At 58.8% G+C, this 16,476-nt stretch carries 13 protein-coding genes; 3 read left to right on the top strand and 10 right to left on the bottom strand.

What is annotated here, in order from left to right; all coding sequences use genetic code 11:
• Positions 1–110: 110 nt before the first annotated feature.
• The 3 genes from RBB82_RS21595 to queF all read right to left on the bottom strand — a co-directional run bounded on the left by RBB82_RS21595 (position 111) and on the right by queF (position 3,351).
• Positions 111–1,301: a glycosyltransferase gene (locus RBB82_RS21595; protein WP_433972795.1), complete on the bottom strand. Its 1,191-nt coding sequence runs from the start codon at positions 1,299–1,301 to the stop codon at positions 111–113.
• A gap of 122 nt (positions 1,302–1,423) precedes the next feature.
• On the bottom strand, positions 1,424–2,692 hold the full coding sequence (locus RBB82_RS21590) for a spinster family MFS transporter (protein WP_433972794.1): 1,269 nt from the start codon (positions 2,690–2,692) through the stop codon (positions 1,424–1,426).
• 227 nt (positions 2,693–2,919) lie between these two features.
• A complete protein-coding gene (gene queF / locus RBB82_RS21585; protein ID WP_433972793.1) occupies positions 2,920–3,351 on the bottom strand; it encodes a preQ(1) synthase in 432 nt (143 codons plus the stop codon).
• Between the two features lie 629 nt (positions 3,352–3,980).
• Here queF and RBB82_RS21580 point away from each other — a divergent pair.
• Complete coding sequence (locus tag RBB82_RS21580) at positions 3,981–4,289, top strand: hypothetical protein (RefSeq protein WP_433972792.1); 309 nt, start codon at positions 3,981–3,983, stop codon at positions 4,287–4,289.
• A gap of 309 nt (positions 4,290–4,598) precedes the next feature.
• On the opposite strand, the gene RBB82_RS21575 is transcribed toward RBB82_RS21580, so the two are convergent.
• From RBB82_RS21575 to RBB82_RS21550, 6 genes are all read right to left on the bottom strand, one after another.
• Positions 4,599–5,579, bottom strand: a complete 981-nt coding sequence (locus RBB82_RS21575; protein ID WP_433972791.1) for an SPFH domain-containing protein — start codon at positions 5,577–5,579, stop codon at positions 4,599–4,601.
• Between the two features lie 393 nt (positions 5,580–5,972).
• Positions 5,973–7,223: a M48 family metallopeptidase gene (locus tag RBB82_RS21570; protein ID WP_433972790.1), complete on the bottom strand. Its 1,251-nt coding sequence runs from the start codon at positions 7,221–7,223 to the stop codon at positions 5,973–5,975.
• Between the two features lie 102 nt (positions 7,224–7,325).
• A complete protein-coding gene (locus tag RBB82_RS21565; protein WP_433972789.1) occupies positions 7,326–7,973 on the bottom strand; it encodes a leucine-rich repeat domain-containing protein in 648 nt (215 codons plus the stop codon).
• The gene (locus RBB82_RS21560; protein WP_433972788.1) at positions 7,974–8,552 is read right to left on the bottom strand and encodes a type II secretion system protein; all 579 of its coding nucleotides are present in this window, start codon (positions 8,550–8,552) and stop codon (positions 7,974–7,976) included. It abuts the gene before it with no gap.
• The gene (locus RBB82_RS21555) at positions 8,546–9,055 is read right to left on the bottom strand and encodes a type II secretion system protein (protein WP_433972787.1); all 510 of its coding nucleotides are present in this window, start codon (positions 9,053–9,055) and stop codon (positions 8,546–8,548) included. Before RBB82_RS21555 ends, RBB82_RS21560 begins: the two co-directional genes overlap by 7 nt.
• Positions 9,052–11,652, bottom strand: a complete 2,601-nt coding sequence (locus RBB82_RS21550; RefSeq protein ID WP_433972786.1) for a cohesin domain-containing protein — start codon at positions 11,650–11,652, stop codon at positions 9,052–9,054. Before RBB82_RS21550 ends, RBB82_RS21555 begins: the two co-directional genes overlap by 4 nt.
• Positions 11,653–11,852: 200 nt before the next feature.
• Between RBB82_RS21550 and smpB the strand changes: the two genes are divergently transcribed.
• Both smpB and RBB82_RS21540 read left to right on the top strand, forming a co-directional pair.
• On the top strand, positions 11,853–12,392 hold the full coding sequence (gene smpB, locus RBB82_RS21545) for an SsrA-binding protein SmpB (protein WP_433972785.1): 540 nt from the start codon (positions 11,853–11,855) through the stop codon (positions 12,390–12,392).
• Positions 12,393–12,451: 59 nt separating this feature from the next.
• On the top strand, positions 12,452–14,008 hold the full coding sequence (locus tag RBB82_RS21540) for a leucyl aminopeptidase (RefSeq protein WP_433972784.1): 1,557 nt from the start codon (positions 12,452–12,454) through the stop codon (positions 14,006–14,008).
• A 305-nt stretch (positions 14,009–14,313) separates the two neighbouring features.
• On the opposite strand, the gene RBB82_RS21535 is transcribed toward RBB82_RS21540, so the two are convergent.
• Entirely contained in the window at positions 14,314–16,335 is a 2,022-nt protein-coding gene (locus tag RBB82_RS21535; protein ID WP_433972783.1) for an arginine--tRNA ligase, read from the bottom strand.
• Positions 16,336–16,476 lie beyond the last annotated feature (141 nt).

The raw sequence follows: 16,476 nt of genomic DNA, 5'->3' as shown, positions 1-16,476 counted from the left end.
AACAGCAGGCCATCGGTAGAGGAGCGCGTCTCTGCCGATGGCCTTCATCCGTTTGGAGCGAAGCAGTATGAGGGGCACTGAAGGATCGCCGTCTGCTTAGCAATACGTGCTTAGTGGAAGGTGGTTGTGCGTTTTCGGAGGTCGGCGAGGGGGTAGAAGGTGCCTCGCCAGGTGACGCCGCCATGTTTCAGTGTGGTGATCGTCGAGCGCAGGATGGAGTATGCGATGAGAGCGGCACTGGCGGGAAAGAGCACCGCGTAGATGGGGGAGACGCGGCTTTGGCGGCTTGAGAGAACGTAGAGAAAGACGATCGAGGCAAAGGTCAGGATTGCCGGGGTGCGAGTCTGGGAGACGGTGAGGAAGAGTGTAGGAGCGACGCAGAACGCCGTGATGCTGAGACAGGAGAGTAGGACGATCGCGGGGTTGTAGCGACAGATGGCGAAGAGATTTTTCATCAAGCCGTTGATGATTCCGGAGATGCCGCTGTGCCAGTGAACGCGGACCAGGCCGGGGCCGGTAGCGATGCGCTGGCGGAGGCCGTGTTGTTTGACGCGGCTGCCAAGGGCGAGGTCTTCGACGATCTCCATGCGGAGAGCTTCGAAGCCTCCGAGTTGCTGATAAGCGGGAGTGCGGAGGAGATTGAACGCTCCGACTCCTACGGCGTCGCGGAGGGCTTTGGGGTCGGAGACACGCCAGGTGCGGACTGCCCAGAGTCCCATGATCTGGAGGTAGCTGATGAGCATGCCTTCGCCTGCGCTCTTGATGATGGCGGTGGGGAGGATGACGTAATGATCGGCCTGTGTGACGACGGCCTGGGCGAGAGCAAGACGGATGGCGTCGGGGTCGAAGAGAATGTCGGCGTCAGTGAAGAGGAGATAGTCGGCGTGATGGACCGAGATTGCGTGGTTGGCGGCGAGCGCCATGGCGTGAGTTTTACCGAGCCAGCGGGCGGGAAGTTCGGTGATGTGAAGGAAGGTAAGTTTGTCGGGATGCTGAAGGGCGAGAGCATCCATGATGGCGCCGGTGGAGTCGGTGGAGCGGTCGTTGACGGCAATGATTTGGATGTTGGAGTACTGCTGATCGAGGAGGGACTGGAGGCACGCCGCTACTTTTTCTGATTCGTTTCGTGCGGGGACTATGACGGTGAGGGATGGGCTTCCTGCGGGGTGCAGGTCATACTTCGGCTCGATGAGATTTGGAACGCGACGTAGTCCGAACGCGGCGGTGACGGCCTTCCAAAACCAGAGGAGAGCGATAAACCAGGCGGATAGTTGGAGGACGGTGTAGATGCTGTGGGTCACCTGTCTCCCATGCTACTGGATAGGAATTGGTTGATGGTTGTCTTTGTTGCTGTTACGGAAAATGCTCGATGCAAATTCATCTCGACTGCGTTGTTTGTGATGAAAACGCTTCGAATGGATCTTTATGCTGCGACGGTGTCGATCTGGTCGTGAAGCGGCGGGGCGTAGCGGGAGCCGATGAAGAAGATGACTGAGGCGATGAGCATGGTGATGAGTGTGGCAGCGAGGCCGATGCGGAGGTTGGAGTGATCGCTGATGAAGCCGATGATGCTGGGCGAACTCATGTCACCAAAAAGATGTATGACGAGCAGTTGACCGGCCATGGCGGTGGAACGGAGATTCGAGGGCACGGCGTTGAGGGTGGCGGCGTTGACTGGGCCGGTACCGAGGAAGATGAAGAAGACGGCGAGGGCAAGTGAAGGCAGCGTTGTGACCTTCGGGCCGAAGAAGCAGAGCAACGCAGGTGTGACGGCGAGAGCGGCGCTCCATGCAGGAACGTAGTACATGGCCCTTGGGGTGCGCTTTTTCCAGCGCTGAGCCCAGATGCCTCCTACGATGGTTCCGCCAAGGCCGCCGATGACGATGATCGGGCCCATGGCTGAGGTTGCTGCTTCCTGCGAGTAGCCAGTGACGCGTTGGAGGAAGGAGGCCATCCAGTTGGAGATCCCTCCGAGGGAGAAGGTGACGGCTGCGTAGCCGAGAATGGCTGATAGGTAAGCCTTGTTTTTGAGCAATGAGAGTGCGGTGCCTTTATCGACATGCGCCTTCTCGTGGGGCGCTGTCCTACGCTCGGGTTCGCGCAGAAAGAAGAGAATGAGGAGAGCGAGGATCGCACCGGGGATGGCGGAGAGGACGAAGGCGTGACGCCATCCATAGTGCACTCCGATAACGCCTCCGCCGGTGACACCGATGGCAGCTCCGACGGGGATGGCGACGTTGAAGATGGTAAGGACGCGGTTGCGCTGGTCTTCGGCGAAGAAGTCAGCGAGCATGGCTGGTGCGAAGATACCGAAGCTCGCTTCACCGATGCCGAGCGCGGCATGACGAAGATTGAGAGACGAGTAGGAGTTGACGCTGGAGGTGAAGAAGTTGCACGCACTCATGAGCAGTGCGGTGACGACGATCATGGGTTTGCGCGGAAAGCGGTCGCCGAGCCAGCCTGTGAGCGGGGAGATCCCCATGTAGGCGACCATGAACCAGAAGACCAGGGCGCCGATCTGCGCGTCCGTGACGTGGAACTCGCTTTTGACTTGCTCCTGAACGCCGGGGAGGATGTAGCGGTCGATGTAGTTGACGAAGTTGAGGGCGGTGAGGAGAACGAGAGCAGTGGTGGCACCAGCTACAGAGGCTGCGCTGGAGGGTTCGGGCTTCTGCGTGGTCGAGGAGGCCATCTGGTTCCCTCTTTCCTCTTTTGAGGTTGCTCTCTGAGGGAGGATAGCAGGTGTGTTTTGCGGATTTTTTCTGGCGTGGTGGAGTGGCGGTTTTGTTCGGTAATACGCCGATTTTGGGTGTTTTTATGTGGTGAATATGTGGTGAAGTTGTGGTGTTTGGTGTGGCAGACGAGGTGTTTTGTCTGCCACTTTTTGTGGTGCCTAAAAATACGCCACGGTTTTGAGATTTATTTTGTCGGGGCGGTCTCGGTGCGGGGGTAGGTCGCGGTGACGACGGTGGAGATGCCTCCGCGAGGACGGAAGTCGCCTACGATGACGGCCCAGATGGGGTCGGTGGCTTTGACGACGTCGTCGAGGACCTGGTTGACGATGTTCTCCTGGAAGATGCCGAGATTGCGGTAGGTGAAGAGGTACTCTTTGAGGGACTTCAGCTCCATGCATTTGCCACGGGGCATGTAGCGGATGGTGAGGCGGCCGAAGTCGGGGAGGCCGGTCTTGGGGCAGACTGAGGTGAACTCGGGGTCGTCGACGAGGATCTCGTAGGCCTGGAACTGATTTGGCCAGGTTTCGATCGCGGGGAACGCAGCGTCGAGGCCGGATTTTGCGTGATCGTCGGTGTAGCCGGTGGTGTATGGGTTGGGGATGATCGCGGTGCTCATAGTTCTATTTTATCGTGTTGGCGCGGGTTTTGACGCAGGTGCTGGCTGCAACGATATGCCGCCACCCGGGTGCAACGTTATCTCGCCACTAGCGGCATAACACAATGCACAATTACGCCGACACCCACTACACCTCCATCTCGCCGTGTGAATCGGCCCGGTCTGGACTGCCAATCCTGATCGAGTCCTTGAAAGTCGGACGTGGTTTTTGCCAACTTGCTCAAAAAACTGACTTACCGTGACCTCTCACCCACGGATAGCGGGGTACGCGGCGACAGGCATCTGGTTTTCCCTGGCTTAACGACGGGGGCTTCATGTCTACGGACGGGTCAATAAACGCCTTCACTGGTTGCGAGCAAGGGTACTTCTCTATTATTATTTCGCGCAGGTCATGCGTAAGGAGCGGCTTGGATCACACGACCGCGATTGACCAAATCCCGTAGACGGGCGACTTCACGGCCCACCATCAAGCAGATTTTGCCGCGCGACGGAGCATCCCTATGCTGGCAAGGCTGTCGTGAAAGCGCCGTTCGTCCGTCAACTACTCCTCAACAGATGAATTCGAAACACATCTGACCTGTCTTGGGTCGGGCCCCTCAAATATTCAAACCAGCAACCGGAGGGTCGCTATGAACCTTACACAAGAACAACGTGATCAAGTCGTCGCTGAAGCAGGCAAATTTGCCACCAACCTTCACCTCAGCAGCGATCAAAAAGAAAAACTGCAAAACGCCTTTACAGATGCCCGCTCCAAGGTGGGCGACTATCTCAAAGACCATCCAAACATCACAAAGGGCGACATTGCCAAACAGGTCGCCAGCCATCGGGACCAGATTCGCCAGCGTGTGGTGAACTTCCTGACCCCGGAACAATTGAAGATGTGGGACGCTGAAGTGGCCAAAGCCAAGGACTTCCTTGGTCAGAATATGTCATCGTAAAGGTTACGTTTGAATCACCTTGGCGGCGACAGGCATTAGTCGCCGCCGGGCTTATCCTTCTACTTCGCCAGGGTGCGGAAGACGACAAAAGGACAGGCAACGGCAAGAACAGGCAAATGCAAAGACAAAATGCGGGGGTTCTTCGCTGCGCTCAGAATGACAGCGGATGGTGGAGCAACATGACGGCGGATCGGTGGAGCAAATGAGGGGATGCGGTGTAACAAAATGACAGGGATGCGGTGAGCAAAGTGAACAAGGGAGACTGTTTTGCAGTCCCCCTCGTTTGTTGGTTGGCTCTTGTCTGGTGGGTTATTGTTGCATCTTTGGTAGTTCCATCAGCAAGCCGCCATTGCCGGTTTGAACGGTGGGGAGCTGGCCGTTCCAGCGCTCGATGAGGGCTTTCTGGTTCTCGATCTTGCGGAGTTCGAGAAGCTGCGGCGTGAGTGAGGTCTGGCGAATTTTGTTCGCTTCGGCCTCGCCGTTGGCGCGGGTGACGGCGGCTTTGGCTTCACCGTCGGCTTCGGCGATTGTTTTTGCGGCTTCGGCTTGAGTCTTCGCCAGTTCGTTGCGGGCGCGCTCGGCGTCCTGGATGGCCTGGGCCTTCGAGGTGATGGCAGCAGCGATGACGGGCGGGACGCGAGGCGCACCGATGAAGCCGAACTGCTGGATGCCTACGCCGACGGGCTCCATCTTCGACTGAATGAGGGCCTGCACCTTGGTGAGGAACTCGGCTTTTTGTTCTCCATAGATCTGCTCCACGCTGTAGGTTGAGGCGACCTCGTTGAGTGAGTTGCGGACGACGTCGCGGAGGATGCCGTGAGTGAAGAGATCGAGGTCGCTGAGGCGATACTTCACGTAGAAGTCGGGCACACGGCGCGGGTCGATGGCGTAGCTAAGGGAGACGTCGGAGTAGATCTCCATACCTTCTTTCGTGTTGAAGCTCATCTCCTCGTTGGAGGCGTGGCCTTCGTTGAGGTCGTGGGTCCACTTGACGGTCTGGACAAAGGTTGGGAACTCAATGATCTGGCTGCGTAGGGGGCTGTAGAAGACCCAGCCGGTGCGGATGGGGATTTCTGCGGGGCCGCGCTGCGAGCCGCTGAGGACGACTTCGACACCGACGTAGCCTGCGCCGATGCGGGTGATGGAGGCGATGTAGTTGAAGAAGATGAGGCAAAAGATAAGTGTTCCGACTACGGCTGCGCCGGTTTTGATGAGTCGGGTTACGCCCGGCATTTGGGCGTTAATGTTGCGGCCACCACCGGGGTTGAATGCTTCACCAAAGAGAGTCACGACTTCCTCCAAATATTTCTGAACGCAATGAATCCACCTGCTGCGGTGAGAAGCAGCAGGCACAGTCCGCCTAGGACAGCCCGATCACTCGGCAAATTGAGTAGGTGGAACGCGGTCACCATACCCCAGTAGAGGGGCAGCATGACGAGCAGAGAGAGCAACGACTTCCAAAACAGCATGCACTTCCTGGCCTTGTACTTATAAGGCCCTTATAACCGACTGCAAAAGCTAAGGCTATGCCTGATTTCGTAAAGACGGTATAAAGATGGGCTAATCAGTAGTATCATGTCCTGCCGGACGGGCCCACTGCGCGTGGGGCGGTCACTTCGTGACTTTTATACGTTTATGGGAGGATCGATTTGCTACGGTCCTCCCTTTGGTCGGCTTTAGCGCTTAGTTGCGGCGGCCCAAGGTTGGGCGGTCGTCGGTGGTGCTGGCTGGATTGTTCGGGTTGTTGGGGTCGTTGTTGCCGTTGCCGCTGGAGGTGCGGCGGAGAGTGGGCTTGTTGCCGCCCTTGCCGTCGTTGATCTTGCGCTTGTTTTCGAGGCGGGCCAGGCGCGCTTTTACGTCGTCGAACTCAGAGGTGGTGACCATGTAATCGGGACGGGCCGGCAGGATGGTGGCGATCTCTTCTTCAGAGTGCATGATGCGGTCGGGGGTCTGGGGGTGGTCGGCGAAGACCTTCGCGAGTGTGCCGGGCTTGTGTTTTTCGAGGGCGTCGAGTTTTTCGAAGAACTGTACGAAGGCCTGCGGATCGTAGCCGGACTTGTACATGTACTGGACGCCAAGCCAGTCGGCTTCGGCTTCGTCCATGCGGGAGAACTGGAGGAAGCCCATGGGGATGGCGAGCTGGGTGGCCTCGTAGATGCCGTAGCCGGTCCAGGAGCCCTGGGTGAAGATGATGAGCGGGATCGAACCAATCTGCACGTAGTTCATCTTGGTCATCTGGCGGGCGGCGTGGTGGGCGCAGACGTGGGCGGTCTCATGTGCCATTACGCCGGCGAGCTCGGCCTCTTCGTCGGCGGCGAGGATGAGGCCGGAGTTGACGTAGAAGAAGCCGCCGGGGAGCGCCATGGCGTTGATCTCGTCGGAGTCGATGACCTTGATGGTGAAGGGGACTTTGCAGTCGGAGTTTTTGACGATGTTCTGGCCGACGCGGTTGACGTACTCGACGACGACGGGGTCGTTGACCATGTGAGCGGATTTTTCGATCTCCATGGAGTACTGCTTGCCGGTGCGGATCTCCCAGTCGGTGGAGTACCAGTTGCCAACGCCGCGGCCGCCGATGTTGCGGGTGCCGACGGCGTTGACGTCGTCTTCGCTGCCGGGCTTGATGTTGGTCTTCATGTCCTGGCCGGGGGATGGGAGGACGTCAGTTTTATTTTCGGCTTTGACTTCTTTTGCTGCGTCCTTGCTCTCTTTGGGAGTGGCAGTGGGATGGCCAGGGATGGGCTTTTCGGCGGGGACGTTCGAGATGACCTCGGTGGTTGTGGTCGTCGTTGTTGTCGTGGGCTGCGGATCAGATTGCGGCGGGGTCTGTTGCGGGGTCGTCTGTTGGGGTTGGGTGGTCGGCGACGTCTGAGCGAAGGTGGCGGCGGAGAGTGTGAGGAATGCGGCTAGGCCGATGTGCGTGACGGTACGCATGGTGTCTCCTGGTGGGCCGCTTCCCTGCTTGACGGACGCAGCTCGACGAGTCTTAGACCATAGTATGCGCCTTTTCGTGAGCAGTAGCGAGAGAGGTTTCGGCTAGGAGTAGACCAGGCAGCCTCGCGCTTTCAGGTTTTCTATCCACGGGGGAGGGTCGATGGTTGGCACCCATCGGAGGTCCAGTTTTTCGAGCCAAGGAAGGGTGGCGATGGATGCCGGCAAGGTCTTGAGAGGATTGCCTCGGAGGTCGAGCTGGCGGAGGTCGTGGAGCATGCCGATCGAGTCTGGGAGGGTGGTGAGTTGGTTGTTTCTGAGATGCAGCTCCCGGAGGTTCGAGAGGTGGCCGATTGAGTCGGGGAGGGTGGTCAGGAGGTTGTCGGTGGCCCTGAGCTCGAACAATCCGGAGAGCATGGGGACGCAGTCGGGCAAGAGCGCGAAGGCGTTGGAGCTGATGTTGAGGTAGGCGAGGCGAGTGAGTTTTGCAAGGGAGGATGGGAGGGATGCCAGGCGGTTGTCGTGGAGGTAGAGGAAGTCGGTGAGGCCGTCGAGGTCGCCGAGAGAGTCGGGTAGCTGGGTGAGGTGGTTGTGGCCGAGATCCAGGGTGCGGAGCTTTTTCAGGCTGCCTATGTTTTCGGAGATCTCGTGGAGATCGTTGTCGGCGAGGATGAGTACTTCGAGGTTGATTCGGCTCCAGACGGAGTCCGGGACAGAGCCGAGGTGCTTCTTCCAGAGATTGAGCTGGGACATCTACCAGGTGCCGTAGGAGGTGCCGTCGGCGGCGGTGAGCTGGGAGCCGCTGTGGACGTCGTCGATGCCGGATTCGGTCTGGTCGAGGCTCATGAGGGTGTCTTCCTGGACGGGAAGCCAGGTGTCGGTGCGGCGGGTGAAGGGGTCGACGGGCATGGTTTTGATGTAGCCGGCCTGGACGAGGTCGTCGAGGGTCTGGGGGGCTTTTTGCTTGTCGACGGTGTAGGAGTCGATGGCCTGGCGGAGGACGTGGAGGTCCTCTTTGAGGGTGGCTTCTTTCGCATTGCGGATGTTGCTGGTGTAGGCGGGGATGGCGATGGCGGCGAGCAGGCCGATGACCACCATGACGATCATAAGTTCGAGCAGGGTGAAGCCTTGCTGTGTTACGTTGACTTGCTTTTGGGGATTCTGCGGAGAAAGGCGAGAAGCAGATCTCTCCGCTGCGCTGCGGGATGACAACAAAGGAGAGCTGGCAGTGTCGGATGACAACAAAAAAAACGGCGACAACCAATAGGGCCTGGCGGCGCGGGCGGATGTCCAGCGGGAACGGGCGGCGCGGATTGGAGATGTGGCTACCATGTGGAGTATTTTGTGCCGTCGAGTGCGGTTCCGGTGCTCTTGGTGTGGACGTCGAAGACGTTCTGGCCGCCGAAAGAGTCGGAGTCGGCGTCATCCTGGTTGGAGCGGAGGCCCCATTCGGCGCTGTTGGTCATGGGATCGACGGGAATGCGGCGAAGAAATTTTACTTTTTTGTCCTGGATTTCGACGCCGTCGACCAGGGTTTGCAGATCGGGCGGGTAGTTGAAGCTGTCGGCTTTGGTCATCATGGCCCCCTTGTCGGCGGCGTCCTTGTATCGGTCGATGGCGTCGCGCATCTCCCATAGATCGCGGCGGAGTTCACGCTCTTTAACGCGTTTGACCTGAAAACGGGCGATTGGGATAGCTGCTGAGGCGAGAACAGCGACGATCGCGACGCAGATGATGAGTTCGACCAGAGTGAGGCCGGACTGGCGATTGACTGCCGGGGTTCCCCATTTCCGAGAATTCGGATGTGGGGCGCCCGGGTTGGTACGGAGGCTCACTTCACATGCACCACGGCCTGCGAACCGACGGCCGGAAGATTGGCCTGCGCGCTGTTGAGAGCGCCGACTTTGACGAGGGAGAGGGTGGAGTCACCCGGCGCGATGGCCTTAAAGGTCAAGGTGCAGAGACTGCCTGAACCACTGACGCCGGCTGCATTGGGCGGACGGTTGGTGGAGATGGCGACGAGACCGTTGCCGTCGTCGCGATGGACGATGGAGGTGGCCTGACCGTCGCGACCGAGGAAGTCACCTGCGTCGACGTTGACGAGCTGGAGCACGGCTGAGTTGAACTTCAACTGGAGAGGAACAGAGAAGACGTCTTTTCCGTTGTTGAGCATGACGGAGACCTGGAAGGTGCTGCCGACGGACTGGTTGGAGTCGGCCGGGGCCACGGCAAAGTTGATTGGCGGACCACCTGCGGTGGCTGCGGGGCTTGGCGGCTGTGCCTGCTGATTGAGTTGCTGCATCGCGCCGTTCGCAGCGGTGGCTGCGGCTGCCGCGCTGTTTGCTGGAGGCTGGACTGGCTGTGCCTGCTGGCTGAGTTGCTGGACCATTGCAGAGGCAGCGTTGGCGGCGGTGGTGGCTTGTCCGATTCTGGGCTTGGGATAGAGGGGGTTGGCACCATCCGCGCCTCGGTCGGCGGCGCTTGGATCGCGACGCAGCTCAATGGATTGGCCTGTGCCGGTGTCAATGGCACGCGTGTTCGTGCGGGTGAGTACAGACTCACGGACGATGTGAGGGATGAGAAGAAAGACGATCTCCTCTTTGTTGGAGATCTTGTCGCGCGAGGAGAAGAAGTACTTCAGGATGGGCAGTTCCCCGAGACCCGGAGTGCCGTTGATGTTGAGCGAGTCCGTTGAACTGATGATGCCGGAGAGGAGGCTGGGTTCGCCGTCCATCAGTTGAATGGTCTGCTCGACGACGCGCTGACCGATGATGGGCTCGGTGACGCCTGAGATCGTTACGCTGTTGGCCTCAGAGGATATCTCGACCTTCAGCTTGAGGGTGACCTCGTGGTCGTAGTGGACTGTCGGGGTCATGTCGATGTTGACGCCAACGTCGATGTAGGTGAACTGGGTCTGGACGCCGATGCTGGCGACGCCGGTAGACACGCCGGCGTTGTAGGAGCCGGTGGCGATGGGAATCTTCTGACCGATCTTGAGGGTCGCGCGCTGGCCGTCTGTTGCGCGGATGCTGGGGTTCTGCAGGATGCGGGTGTTTGAGTCGGTCAGGAGGGCGTTGACGGTGCCACCGGTGATGGCTACGGCAAAGTTGTTCGCGTTGAGATGAGCAAGCGAGTTAAGCGTGAAGTTCGATGTTGTCGTGGTGGTACCACCGGTTGTCGATGTGTTGGTGGTGCTCGTCGCCGTGGCGTTCGGGTTTGCCTGCGGGGTGATGGTGACCGACTGCGGGAGCGTGATACCCAGATTTCGTTCAAAGTTTTTATTGACTTCAAGGACCGCGACATCGACTACGACTTCGGGGCGTGCACGATCGAGGTCGTTCAGCAGCTTCTGGGCGAGGAGCAACTGGTCCGGGGTTGCACGCATGACGATGGCGTTCTGACTGGGGACGAGATAGATCTTGACACTTGGGTCGAGCAGATTTCGGATGGCGATGACGACTTCATTCGCGTCGTTCTGCTGGCTTGCATTGGTCAGGTAGAAGGTCTGGACGGCCTGCTCATCGAGATCGGTGCGCTTGGTGCGGGTGTTCTGTGCGACGAAGATGGTGTTGGGTGTGACGGCTTTGTAAAAGGTGCCGGCGATGGTGCCGACGATGCGGAGTGCGTCCGAGAGGCTGACGTTGGTGAGGTCGACCGGAATGCGTTTGGAGGTGTAGTCGGGATCGAAGAGGACGTTGAGGCCGGCGGCTTTGCCGATCGCCTGATAGATAACCTTTACATCTTCGACCATGTGCAGCGTGATGGGGTCGTTTGAGACCGGCTTGAGTTCCACAGGGCCGGAGATGGAGCCGATGGTGTCGAGGGTCTCGTTCTGTCTCGATACCTGCTCATTTCGTTGGGGAGCCGCATTCGCTTGCGGGTTGTCCAGTACCTGCTGAAGCTGATCGATCTCCTGCTGGGCGGTTTGATTCGAGGGATCGATCTGAAGAGCACGTTTAAACTCGGTGAGTGCGCCGTTTATGTCCCCGCTTTGACGCAGAACGCGGCCACGGTCGACGTGGCCAACAGAGGCGAGAAACCTGGTGTGTTCGAAGCGGGTTTTATAGCGCAGGTCGCTGGGGTTCTTGAGCATGGCCTGGTGGTAGTCATCCATGGCCACGTCGTAGTTCTGCCTTGCCTCTGCCTCCTGCCCGCGCTTGTTCCATGCGCTGGCGGATTGGGCATGCGCTGTCGCGGAGCCGAGGGCTGCTGCGCAGCAGAGCAGCACGAGGAGGAGGGCGCGACGAAGAACTATTGATAGTGTGCTGATTGATTTGTACCCGCGGCCCATGCTGCTTCCGTCTATGTCCTTTGTACCGTGAAGAGTATGGCGATGGCCGGATTTCGTGCCTGCCGGGAGGTTGTTGCAAGTCAAGACGCTGCCAGTTGCGGCGGTGTCTGCCAGGCTGCTACGTTCGGGTAAGTATAGCATTTGGTGCAATATGAACCTCGTCAAAAGTGGGCAGGAAGCTTGCATGGTCCACGGACGTTTGAAGTACGCCTCGCAGCTAAAGGACTTGGGCAGACTGATGCCGGACCCGGCAACTGGCTTCCTGTTAGACGCGCAGCTCTGCAGGCGGTGAGGAGTACAAGTCATTCTAAAGTTGCAGACATGTTAAAGTAAGAGATTCCATGCCTCGTTCTATGTCCAACCCGACGGTGGCCCACCAACCGAAGCCGGTGGTGAAGGAGAAGGACCGCGACCCGGTGGCAGCCGGTAAGAGAGACGCTGCGTTCAACCGGTCTGCTAGTTTTAATTATTTTTTGACCGACAAGTTTGAGGCTGGCGTTGCGCTGCGCGGGACCGAAGTGAAGTCGATCCGCGAGGGGAAGGCTAATCTAAAGGACGCCTATGGGCTGTTGAAGGACGGAGAGTGCTTTCTGCTGAATGCACACATCGGTCCGTTCTCGCATGGGAATGCGATGAACCATGATTCTCTGCGTACTCGTAAATTGCTACTGCACAAGAACGAGGTGCGGAAGCTCGAAGGTATGACGAAGCAGAAGGGATTTACGCTGATCCCAACGCGGCTTTATTTCCGGAATGGGCGAGTGAAGTGCGAACTGGCGCTGGCGAAGGGCAAGCAGGAGTGGGATAAACGGGCAACGGAACGCAAGCGCGAGGCCGATAGCGAGGCGAAGGCGGCGGTTGCGCGGAGTCAACGAAGGTAGGTCTACTTTCGTGCATTTCGTTAGCACTGATTCAACTCAAGTCGAGTTACGATAGATACATGGACACCAAGTTACTTATTCAGGACGCTGCTGCGTCGCAGACGCCGATGCTGGCAGTCTTTGCAGTGGACATTGCTGTTGGCAAGGATGCGGAGCCGTTGCCTGCTCTGTTGACGACCTCGGATGCGGTGACAAACGCAGCGGCGAAGGTATTGGCGACGGGTGAGTTTAAAGCGACTCTGGGAGAGACGCTGCTACTGCATGGTCCGGGTGGCCTGAAGGCAGAACGGCTGCTGCTGGTGGGGTTGGGCAAGTCGGAGACGCTGACGGTGGATGAGGTTCGGAAGGGTGCGGGGACGGCGGTGCGTGCGGCCAAGCCTCTGGGGATTCGGGAGGTAGCGATTGCATTTCCCGAGGATCATGCGTTGTCGGATGAGCATTTGGAGTCTCTGCCATGCACGCTGTTGTCGCGTGCGCTGGTGGAGGGGGCGGAAGTTGCAGAGAGTGACTGGGACACGTATCGAAGTGAACGTAAGGACCGTTCGGTACGGACGCTTTCCGTGATTACGAATGAATCAGAGAAATCGACCAGGGCAGAGATTCAGGAAGGATTTGATACTGGGCTGATTGTCGCGGCGGCGCAGAATTTTACGCGGTCGCTGGTGAATGAGCCGGGAAATGTATTGACACCGACGGAGTTGGGAAGACGTGCCGCGGCGATGTGCGCGGAGGTTGGGATCAAGTGTGAGGTGCACTCGACCGCAAAGCTCGATGAGTTGAAGATGGGTGCGTTTGCCGCGGTGGCGCAGGGATCGAACGAGCCGCCCGCGTTGATTGTGATGACGTATGAGCCGCAGTTGAAGAAGGGGGAGACGGTTGCTGAGGGCGCTCCGGTGCTGGGTTTGGTGGGGAAAGGGATTACGTTCGACACGGGTGGGATCTCGATCAAGGGCGCTGAAGGCATGGAGAAGATGAAGTACGACATGGCGGGCGCGGGCGCGATGATCGGCGCGATGCGGGCCATTGCGCAGCTGAAGCCGAAGGTGAAGGTGATCGGCGTGGTGTGCTCGGCGGAGAATATGCCGGATGGTAAGGCGTTCAAGCCGGGCGATGTTGTTACGGCGATGTCGGGTAAGACGATTGAGGTGGTGAATACGGACGCCGAGGGTCGGCTGGTGCTTGCGGATGGATTGCACTACGCGAAGACGCTGGGGTGTACGCACCTGATCGACGCAGCGACGCTGACTGGGGCTTGTGTTGTGGCGCTGGGGACTTTGAATGTGGGGCTGTTCTCGAATGATGAGGCGACGTGGCAGAAGTTTGCGGACGCTGCGAATATTACGGGGGAGAAGTTCTGGCGGCTGCCTTGCACGGACGACTACAAAGAGCAGATCAAGAGCCAGATCGCGGATATGAGGAATACTGGGGCCAATCGCTGGGGTGGGGCGATCTCGGCGGCCATGTTCTTGAAGGAGTTTGTGGGAGAGACTCCGTGGTTGCACCTGGATATCGCTGGGTGTGCGTGGAACGATGAGAGTAAGCCGTGGATTGCGAATGGGCCGAGTGGGGTTGCGGTGCGGTCGATTCTGGAGTGGGTGCGGAGTTATTCAAACTAGTTAACAACAATATCTTGCTGCATTTCCCGAAAATGGTAGAGTTCCGCTCTCAAGCGTTCATAGGCTTGAGAGGTGAAGCGATGATTCTAATCAAACCAAACTGTACGCATGGTCATAGCACGAGTGTGCTCGTCCCCACTCCAATCCCGGAAAACATTGCGTGCCCGGTTTGTTTGCAAATGGTTCCGTTGAAGCACTGCTCTCTAGCAGAGGGGGTTTCGCTTTAACTTAAGAGGGTGAGCCGCTGAGTTCAAAAACGCATTTGCGGCTTACCCTAAACCCAATTTCTAATGAGACAGATTTAGTTACATGACAGGTGGGGCTTCGATGCCTAGGTAGCCTAGGGCGCGGGTCATCTCGCGTTGGGCTACGGCTGCGGTGGCTAAGAGTAATGTTTTGCGGGTGGGGTCGGTCTCGTTGAGGACGTGGTGGCGGTGGTAGAAGTTGTTGAACTGCTGGGCTAGCTGGAAGGCGTACTTGGCGAGGTAGGCTGGCTCGGCGGTGGCGATGCATTGCTCGATCAGGAGAGTGAGTTTTGAGGCTAGTAGCCAGGTCTCCCAGAGGCTGCTTCCCTCTTCGGTGTCGAGTAGGGTGGTCAGGTCTAGAGTGGCGATGGCTGCGAGGGATTCGGCTTCGGTGGTGTTGGCCTTGCGGAAGATGTTGGCGGCGCGGACGATGGCGTACTGGACGTAGGGGCCGGTCTCGCCTTCGAAGCTGAGGGCGTCTTTGAAGTCGAAGGCGATGACGGTGTTGCGGGTGAAGCGGAGCATGAAGTAGCGAAGCGCGCCGACGGCGATTTGTGTTGCGATGGTGAGGCGTTCGGCGGCTTCTATCTCGGGGTGACGAGTGTCTACTTCAGACTTTGCGGCAGCGATGAGCTGGTCGAGGAGGTCGTCGGCTTTGACGCCGAAGCCCTTGCGGCCGCTGACTTCGATGTAGGACTTGGTGCGGTCTTCGTCGCTGATGGCGTAGCCGAGGTCGATGGCGCAGCGAGGGGTGAGGGCCACCATCTCGTAGCTGAAGTGGGTGTAGTTGTCTGCGGCTTCGGTGTAACCCATGCCGCGGAGTGCCGCGATCACGTTGTTCTGAGGGTCGTTTTGACGCGAGTCGATGACGTTGTAGATGTGGTCGGCTTTGCCGAAGGTGGGGTGCGGTGTTTCGCCATGGGTCGTGGAGATCCAGCAACAGTGATTTGGATACTCGTGAAATTTTTGATAGCCGAAGTCTTTGCCGGGGAGGAGGCCGAACTTCCAGAGGTGGTAGGCGATGTCTTTGCCGACGTAGGTGACGGTGCCGTTGGAGCGGACGATGACCTTCGCATCTTCGTCGGGGAGGTGGAGGTCAGTTCCCTCTTTGACGATGGTCTCTTCGGTTCCCGCACGGCGCATGACGTAGCAGCCTTTGTTCTTGCCTGCGGTTTCGAGGTAGAGGACACCTTTTTCGAGCATGAGTTCGCGTGCGGCGTCCCAGAAGTGGAGGGCGAGGATCTCGCTCTCGCGGGGGAGGAAGTCGTACTCGATTCTGAGGCGCTGCATGGTCTGGAGGTGGCGGCGCAGGACGGCGGTGGAGATGAGGTCAGCTATCTCGGCTGTGTCGTTGTTGCCGACTTCAAGGGCATGGAGGGTGTCGAGGCGGATCTGCTTGCGGGCGGCGAGATGCTCGGGATCGGCGGTGTACCACTGCGAGACGCGGGCGTAGAGGTCCCAACAGTAGTAGTCGATGCGCTGGTTGGTCTCGATGAGCTCGGTGAGGAGTTCGCGAGTGCTGGTGAGGGTTTTGCCTTCGAGATAGACGAGGCCTACGACTACGTCTGCGACCTGGACGCCGGTGTTGTCGATGTAGTTTTGTACGCCGACTTCGTAGCCGGTCTTGAAGGTGTCGGGACGGAGGAGGCGTTGGAAGGTGTCGCCGAGGATGGCGTTGCGGAGATGGCCGATGTGCGCGGCTTTGTTGGGGTTGATGCTGGTGTGCTCGACGAGGCGGAAGCCGGGACCGCCGATGTCGGCGTGCTGGTCGGCGGCGATGCGGCGAACGGCGGCGGTGCGGCTGAGGCGGATGTTGAGATAGCCTGCGCCTGCTACTTCCACGCTGGTGACACCTTCCAGTGTGGGGAGGGCCGCGGTGAGTTCGGCTGCTAGTTCGGTTGCGATGACGCGGGGGGCTTTGCGGAGGCGCTTGGCTAATTCAAAGGCAACTGGGAGGGCCAGTTCGCCGAGAGCGATGCTGGGTGGCTGCTCGACTACGAGGTTTGTCAGGGTGACCTCGTATTTGGCGAGGAGGATGGCCTGGATACGAGCCAATAAAGTCTGCTGAATTGTGCGATACATGCTTCGGATTCACCGCGTTCGGAGGGTTTTGGGACTTCGTTCAGTCTACTAGAGGGTTTCCTTGCTTGAAACTGCGTCCTTCCGGACGGGCCCACTGCGCGTGGGGCGGCCACTCCGTGGCTTTTTATCTTGTCCTGGGCT

Origin of the sequence: Tunturiibacter lichenicola (assembly GCF_051013355.1) — a bacterium.
GTDB classification, from domain to species: Bacteria; Acidobacteriota; Terriglobia; order Terriglobales; family Acidobacteriaceae; genus Edaphobacter; species Edaphobacter lichenicola_F.
Note: the sequence above shows the minus strand (reverse complement) of the source record. Positions and strands in the feature narration are given on the sequence as shown.

Excerpts from the sequence above, each read along its gene's own strand:
- queF (WP_433972793.1), bottom strand. The coding sequence starts at position 3,351 with ATGAGCACCGCGATCATCCCCAACCCATACACCACCGGCTACACCGAC.
- RBB82_RS21535 (WP_433972783.1), bottom strand. The coding sequence starts at position 16,335 with ATGTATCGCACAATTCAGCAGACTTTATTGGCTCGTATCCAGGCCATC.
- RBB82_RS21565 (WP_433972789.1), bottom strand. The coding sequence starts at position 7,973 with ATGTCCCAGCTCAATCTCTGGAAGAAGCACCTCGGCTCTGTCCCGGAC.
- RBB82_RS21570 (WP_433972790.1), bottom strand. The coding sequence starts at position 7,223 with ATGCGTACCGTCACGCACATCGGCCTAGCCGCATTCCTCACACTCTCC.
- RBB82_RS21560 (WP_433972788.1), bottom strand. The coding sequence starts at position 8,552 with ATGGTAGCCACATCTCCAATCCGCGCCGCCCGTTCCCGCTGGACATCC.
- RBB82_RS21540 (WP_433972784.1), top strand. The coding sequence starts at position 12,452 with ATGGACACCAAGTTACTTATTCAGGACGCTGCTGCGTCGCAGACGCCG.
- RBB82_RS21590 (WP_433972794.1), bottom strand. The coding sequence starts at position 2,692 with ATGGCCTCCTCGACCACGCAGAAGCCCGAACCCTCCAGCGCAGCCTCT.
- RBB82_RS21550 (WP_433972786.1), bottom strand. The coding sequence starts at position 11,652 with ATGCTATACTTACCCGAACGTAGCAGCCTGGCAGACACCGCCGCAACT.
- RBB82_RS21580 (WP_433972792.1), top strand. The coding sequence starts at position 3,981 with ATGAACCTTACACAAGAACAACGTGATCAAGTCGTCGCTGAAGCAGGC.
- smpB (WP_433972785.1), top strand. The coding sequence starts at position 11,853 with ATGCCTCGTTCTATGTCCAACCCGACGGTGGCCCACCAACCGAAGCCG.